This window comes from Gilvibacter sp. (assembly GCF_013214815.1).
Classification (GTDB): domain Bacteria; phylum Bacteroidota; class Bacteroidia; order Flavobacteriales; family Flavobacteriaceae; genus Gilvibacter.
Map to the genome: position 1 here is coordinate 1 of NZ_JABSPU010000105.1, position 5,642 is coordinate 5,642.

Consider the following 5,642-nt stretch of genomic DNA (forward strand, 5'->3'; position numbering starts at 1 on the left):
AATGCATCTTGACATACCACTGCTTGTCCCAACCGTCCCGATTTTGAATGCCTCGCAACACACCTTCTCGCTGAAACTCCTGCCACTCAATATTGTGGTCAATGCAAAGTTGAGCCACCTCCTTATCACGATCCCAAGTCAGTTGCACGCCGCTTTCACGGTAGCTAAACAACTGCTCAACCACATAGGATTCCAAGAGCTCACTCAAAACAAGGACCGCATCCGCATAACAAATGGAAAGTGCTCTTTGCTGCTTGGCAAATGATTTTTTTAAATCCTCCAAAGAACCCAACACAAACTGATTGTGCCTCAAGCTCCATTCCGGATGCTTCAATAAAGTCGGTTCAAAGAGATAAAGGATAATATAAGGCAAGCCCGCTGCTTCCGCAGCGGCTAGCGGTTCGTGATCCTGCGAGCGCAGGTCGCGTTTTAACCAAACAATATTGATTGGTGGTTTACTCAAAAGCGCAACTCTTTTTCCGCTTTTTTCCAAAAAGCAAAGAAAGAGCGGTGGGTTCCTTGAACGCTGGTCATCCAATCACGTGCGTGTTCTGTGCCGCGATAGTCTGTATTTAAAGGATGTTCTTTGTAGTGGATCTTAGAGCTACCCAGCTCGGCCTCAAGAGCTTTAAAACTGCCCACATAGTGCTGTATGTTTGGGATGTTCTTGCTTAAAGCCACAGCAAAGTCGATTGCTTTTTGGCCCACAGGATACTTCTCAAAGACTTCCGGTTCCCAAAGCATGATGCGATTCATTTTCTGATCATCCAACCACTGCGGATCTATATTGTAATAATTGTAAACTGCGGTAGGCATGGATTCATCAATCTGCAAAGCTCTTGTTTCTGGTAAGGGAGTTTCCAGCTTCCAATCGCTGCGCTGGGAAAGTTCCTCAGGCACATCGAGCTCCGCAAGGGCTTCATAAGTCACATCCAGAAAAGTACCTTTTTGTTTACTGAAGGTGTATTTGTTCACATTGTCCTGATTGGCAATGTATTTTTTTCCAGCATTGCTACCGGCAACCCACTGCCAACTTAAAGCATTGCTCGCCCAATCGCCATCCAACAGATGATAATACATCCAACGGGCTGGCTGTTTCCAATGCGCTCCACCTTGGTTACAAGTTATGGCTGCAGTATACATGCGGATGTGATTGTGCATATAGCCCGTATCGTACAACTGCTCAATAGCACGATCAATAGCTTCAATTCCAGTCTCTGCTTGATCAACAGCCGATACCATTTGGTGGTGCTTTACATCGGGTTGGGCACGTTTAAAATCTTTATTGATCGCATCGCCTTGATCCTTCCAAATGGTTTGCCAATAATCTCTCCAGGCCAATTCTTGTACAAACTTCTCGATCTCGTATTTCTTGTAGCCTTCGGACTTTAAAAAATCTAAAACGAATTTAGTAGAAATGACTCCTCTAGAAATGTAGGGGGACAGATAAGTCACATCACCATTGATGAAATTGCGAGTTTTTGCATAGCGTTTTGGGCGAATGGCCTCTACCCGTTTCTGTATAGCATCAAAATCGGTAGGAAAGTCTAGCGTTTGCTGATCTTGTTTCCGGTTATTTGTCGTTGTCGGCTGCATTTGAATCGGTCTATTTCTGGATTGCGTTTTTTGAGGTGTTTTTGACTCACTCCGCTGTTGACGCGCTTGCGCCAACGGTTAAAGCTGGAGCGTTTGAGTTCGCGACGCATGAGTTTGATCACTTCTTTTTCTGGAAGTCCAAACTGCGCCTCAATGGCTTCAAAAGGAGTTCTGTCCTCCCAAGCCATTTCAATGATTCGGTCTATTGCTCTTTCGTCTAAACTCATTTGAATGCTCCAAAACGTTTATCGACAGCTTCAACGCGATAATTGAAGATCTCCTCCAACTTTTTACGAATCACCAAGCTGTTCATGATTGAACCTAAAATCCCAAGTGGCGGTTGATAAGAAACTATATCACGCATCAAAACTCCACCTTCAATCGGTTCAATGAAATGCTGATGGTGCCAAATTTTATAAGGGCCTACGCGCTGTTCGTCAATGAAATAAGACTTGTCAATCACTTGAGTGATCTCCGTTACCCATGTCATGGGTATCCCCATTAGAGGCTTCACCACATAGCTGATGATCATTCCCGGATACATTTTCTCAGGCAGATCTCCTGAGGTGATCTCAAATCCCATATGATCTGGAGTGATCTCCTGGAGATTGGCCGGAGAGGAAATAAAATCCCACACCTCATCAACAGTAGCAGGTATTTTTTGAGTGCGTTTAAATTGGTAAAAACCCATTAGTTGGCGTTCTGTATGGCGTCAATCTTTTTGTTGATCTCTTCCGCTTTGGCATACATTTCATCGCTGGCCTTTCTGTTAGAAGTTGAAAGGCGCTGCGCATCGGCCATAGCCTTGGCATAAGCTTCACTGAGCTTTTCCAATTCTGATTTCTTTTTAAATAATCCAAACATGATTTAAACTTTTAAGGTGGAGATTCCGCCATCTACTTGCAGCACTTGGCCCGTGATCCAGCTGGAAGAATCGTTGAGTAAAAATGAAGCTGCCTTCGCAATATCTTCCGGCTCGCCAATTTTTTGCAACGGATGCCTCTTAGCATTGGCTGCCTTTTTCTCGTCGGAATTTAGCAATCGAGAAGCCAAAGGTGTATCTGTTATAGATGGAGCAATCGCGTTTACACGAACCGTTGGTGCCAATTCCGCAGCTAAAGCACGCGTTAAGCCTTCAATAGCTCCTTTAGACATAGCCACTTGAGTGTGGAAGTTAAAGCCAGACTGAACAGCCACCGTTGAAAACATCACCACAGAGCCGTTGCCATTTTTTAAGGGTTCCAATGCGTGCTGAATGGCGCGAACTGCTCCTCCAACTTGCAGATCAAAATCCGCTTGCATATTGCTTTTCTTTAAACGCTTGAAAGGCAAAAGTGCGATAGCACCTGGACAATATGCCAAACCATTAATAGCTTCAGGAAGCTCCGGGAAGCTGGCCTGTTCATCAGTAACATCCAACTGATGAAACGCTACATTATTGATGGGTTCTGGGGTAGTTGTGTTATAGGTGGCAATCACCTTATTTCCTTGCTCACTGAGCATTTTAACAAGGGCTGCGCCTATACCACTAGTACCTCCGATAACTAAGAATGTTTTCATTTCAAAATTTTGTTTAAACAAAGTTAATATTTATTAAACAAAACATACTTAAAGAAATGATAATTCCTCTCAATATGTCGATAGACCTCGCCTCATCCCCGATGAATTGACTATTTTTAAAGCACTAAATCAAAACATTCATCATGAGAAAAACTTTATCAATTCTATGCTTGTTCTTGTCCAGTTTATCCTTGCATGCGCAAGATGAGGTCAGTTTGGTCAATGAAACCACAGATAGACCCAGCATTGAAGGTCCCATTTACTTCTTGGCAGACGATTTTTTAAAAGGTCGTGAAACCGGAACAGCAGAAAACGATATTGCCGCTTCCTATTTGGCCAACCAACTAAGAGGATACGGAGCGCAGCCAGATCCAGCAACTGGGAGTTATCTGCAGGCGGTTCCCATGCAACGCAGTTTTCCACCAGAATCCATTGCGCTAGCAATAGGAGGTGATGCCATGACCCGTTTAGTGGCCATGCGCCAAGCAGATATAAGTTATGACGGAGCCTTCATTTTCATGGGCTACGGACTTGAACAGGATTATCAAGGAAAAGATGTTCAGGGTAAGATGGTTTTGGTTCGGTCTGGAAGTGAAACCGCCAACAGCACTCAAGATGCCTTTGACCTTGTGAGCGAAAAAATTGAACTAGCTACCAGTAAAGGCGCTTTAGGTGTAGTCGAACTCTTAGATGCCAATGATCAGATCTGGGGATTTATTGAACAACAGTTCAACGGTTCTGGAGTTCGTTTGGCAAACAATGAAACAGAAGCGGAGTCCATTCCATTTGTTTGGATACAAGATATTGGCCATTCCCGAGCGACGGCACTTGCTGAAAAGGACACACATTCCGGAAGCTTGAATATGGTCAAAAACGAAAAGGAGCTATTTAACAGCTACAATGTTGTAGGTTGGATTCAAGGCACCGATCCTGAGTTAAAGGATGAATTCATCATCTATAGTGGTCATTACGACCATGTTGGTGTGGGTGCTCCAGACGGTAGTGGAGATACTATCTATAATGGAGCTCGAGACAATGCCGTAGGTGTTACCACGGTTTTGAGTATGGCGAAAAATTTAGCCAAATACCCAACCAAGAGGTCGGCACTATTCATCCTTTTTACTGGAGAAGAAAAAGGACTTTTGGGGAGCAGATACTATGTAGATCACCCCGTTTTGCCTTTGAATCAAATGGTGTATTGCTTTAACAGTGATAATGCGGGATACAACAATACGGACTTGGCCACTATAGTTGGGCTAGCACGTACCACTGCCAAAGCGCACATTGTTGCTGCCTGCAAGGCTTATGGTTTAGAAGCTGTTGATGATCCAACTGCAGACTCTGGAGGACTTTTTGACCGTTCTGATAATGTCAATTTTGCCCGCAAAGGAATTCCTGCTCCTACTTTTAGTTTAGGATTTGATGCCTTTGACGGCCAACTCATGAAATATTACCACCGCCCAGCGGATGAAGCGGACGGCCTTAATTTTGACTATCTAGAAAAGTTCTTTAAGTCTTATGTGTTAGCGGGCAGACTTATTGGAAACGATCCTAAGACCCCTGTATGGATTGCTGGCGATAAATATGAAGAAGCTTCTAAAGAATTGTACGGGAATTAAACCCTAAGTACATCTAATAAAAAAAGCCCAATGCTATCTAAAGTATTGGGCTTTTCAATTTTTTATTGTTTGATTACTCCTTTCCGTCTACATAATCTTGCAGATAAGCAAAACGCTCGGTCAGCGTACCTTCTTGAGTCGTCATGCGGGCACGTTTTAAAACACCGTCTTTATCGCCATTGAAAAAAGCTGGGATCACATGCTCCATAAACATATCCCCAAAGCCTTCTGAGGCATCTTTAGGCAACTCACAAGGCAAGTTATCTACGGCCATAACAGCGATAGCACCTGGAGTTTTAAAGTCAACTTCGGATTCGGATTGCGGATCGTATCCGTAAAAAGGATCGGCTATGGTTGAAGGTCGAATCGTTGAAGCGATTGGACCGTCAATATCACAAGATACATCACTCACTAAATTGATATTGAAATCTGGGTGACGCGCATCTTCACGAGTGAATAAAAACGGCGCTCCATCTCCGTAGAAATGTCCTGTGATGAACATATCACTCACCTTGGCGTACTTCATCAAATCACTTTCATAACCCGTTGGATCTGCATAAAACGCATATTTGTCCATAGGTGCGCCATCGGTGCGTTTGTTGTATTCGGTAACGTCTATCATGCAGTAAACAGGCTCATCATAAGACTTGGACAGAAAATCAGCGTCTGTGACCTCGCGAATTTGCAAATGATCTAATATCTCTTTGGCGCCTTTGGCAACTTTTCCGGTTCCGCTTAAAATGATGCGGATGTTTGGCAAACTGATCTTATCCAGTTCTGCCTTGACTTCATTTAAGTCTGCCAGGTTCTCAACCTTAGGCAATTCAAACAAGCCGTCGCGAATTCCAAGTAAACGGAATCCGTTAT

The 5,642-nt window shown here is 43.7% G+C and carries 7 protein-coding genes and 1 pseudogene; 1 reads left to right on the forward strand and 7 read right to left on the reverse strand.

Annotated features, from left to right (window positions below; genetic code table 11):
• The 6 genes from HRT75_RS13890 to HRT75_RS13915 all read right to left on the reverse strand — a co-directional run.
• A partial coding sequence (locus tag HRT75_RS13890) for a deoxyribodipyrimidine photo-lyase (RefSeq protein ID WP_291187955.1) occupies positions 1 to 463 on the reverse strand: 463 nt, incomplete at its 3' end.
• Complete coding sequence (locus tag HRT75_RS13895; RefSeq protein WP_291187958.1) at positions 460 to 1,596, reverse strand: FAD-binding domain-containing protein; 1,137 nt, start codon at positions 1,594 to 1,596, stop codon at positions 460 to 462. The genes HRT75_RS13895 and HRT75_RS13890, both read right to left, overlap by 4 nt.
• Complete coding sequence (locus HRT75_RS13900; RefSeq protein WP_272832665.1) at positions 1,548 to 1,823, reverse strand: TIGR03643 family protein; 276 nt, start codon at positions 1,821 to 1,823, stop codon at positions 1,548 to 1,550. The genes HRT75_RS13895 and HRT75_RS13900 overlap by 49 nt, the downstream gene beginning before the upstream one ends.
• Positions 1,820 to 2,287 carry an SRPBCC family protein gene (locus HRT75_RS13905; RefSeq protein WP_291187961.1) on the reverse strand — a complete coding sequence of 156 codons (468 nt, stop codon included), beginning with the start codon at positions 2,285 to 2,287 and terminating at the stop codon, positions 1,820 to 1,822. Before HRT75_RS13905 ends, HRT75_RS13900 begins: the two co-directional genes overlap by 4 nt.
• Entirely contained in the window at positions 2,287 to 2,460 is a 174-nt protein-coding gene (locus tag HRT75_RS13910) for a Lacal_2735 family protein (protein ID WP_291187963.1), read from the reverse strand. The genes HRT75_RS13905 and HRT75_RS13910 overlap by 1 nt, the downstream gene beginning before the upstream one ends.
• A gap of 3 nt (positions 2,461 to 2,463) precedes the next feature.
• Entirely contained in the window at positions 2,464 to 3,156 is a 693-nt protein-coding gene (locus HRT75_RS13915) for an SDR family oxidoreductase (RefSeq protein ID WP_291187968.1), read from the reverse strand.
• Between the two features lie 143 nt (positions 3,157 to 3,299).
• Here HRT75_RS13915 and HRT75_RS13920 point away from each other — a divergent pair, with 143 nt between their 5' ends.
• Complete coding sequence (locus tag HRT75_RS13920) at positions 3,300 to 4,775, forward strand: M28 family peptidase (RefSeq protein ID WP_291187970.1); 1,476 nt, start codon at positions 3,300 to 3,302, stop codon at positions 4,773 to 4,775.
• A 73-nt stretch (positions 4,776 to 4,848) separates the two neighbouring features.
• On the opposite strand, the pseudogene HRT75_RS13925 reads toward HRT75_RS13920, so the two are convergent.
• Positions 4,849 to 5,642 (reverse strand): annotated as a pseudogene (locus tag HRT75_RS13925) (alanine dehydrogenase); the annotation flags it as partial.

What these genes read in the sequence shown, in the direction of transcription:
- HRT75_RS13895 (WP_291187958.1), bottom strand. Translation starts at nt 1,596, where the DNA reads ATGCAGCCGACAACGACAAATAACCGGAAACAAGATCAGCAAACGCTA.
- HRT75_RS13910 (WP_291187963.1), bottom strand. Translation starts at nt 2,460, where the DNA reads ATGTTTGGATTATTTAAAAAGAAATCAGAATTGGAAAAGCTCAGTGAA.
- HRT75_RS13920 (WP_291187970.1), top strand. Translation starts at nt 3,300, where the DNA reads ATGAGAAAAACTTTATCAATTCTATGCTTGTTCTTGTCCAGTTTATCC.
- HRT75_RS13905 (WP_291187961.1), bottom strand. Translation starts at nt 2,287, where the DNA reads ATGGGTTTTTACCAATTTAAACGCACTCAAAAAATACCTGCTACTGTT.
- HRT75_RS13900 (WP_272832665.1), bottom strand. Translation starts at nt 1,823, where the DNA reads ATGAGTTTAGACGAAAGAGCAATAGACCGAATCATTGAAATGGCTTGG.
- HRT75_RS13915 (WP_291187968.1), bottom strand. Translation starts at nt 3,156, where the DNA reads ATGAAAACATTCTTAGTTATCGGAGGTACTAGTGGTATAGGCGCAGCC.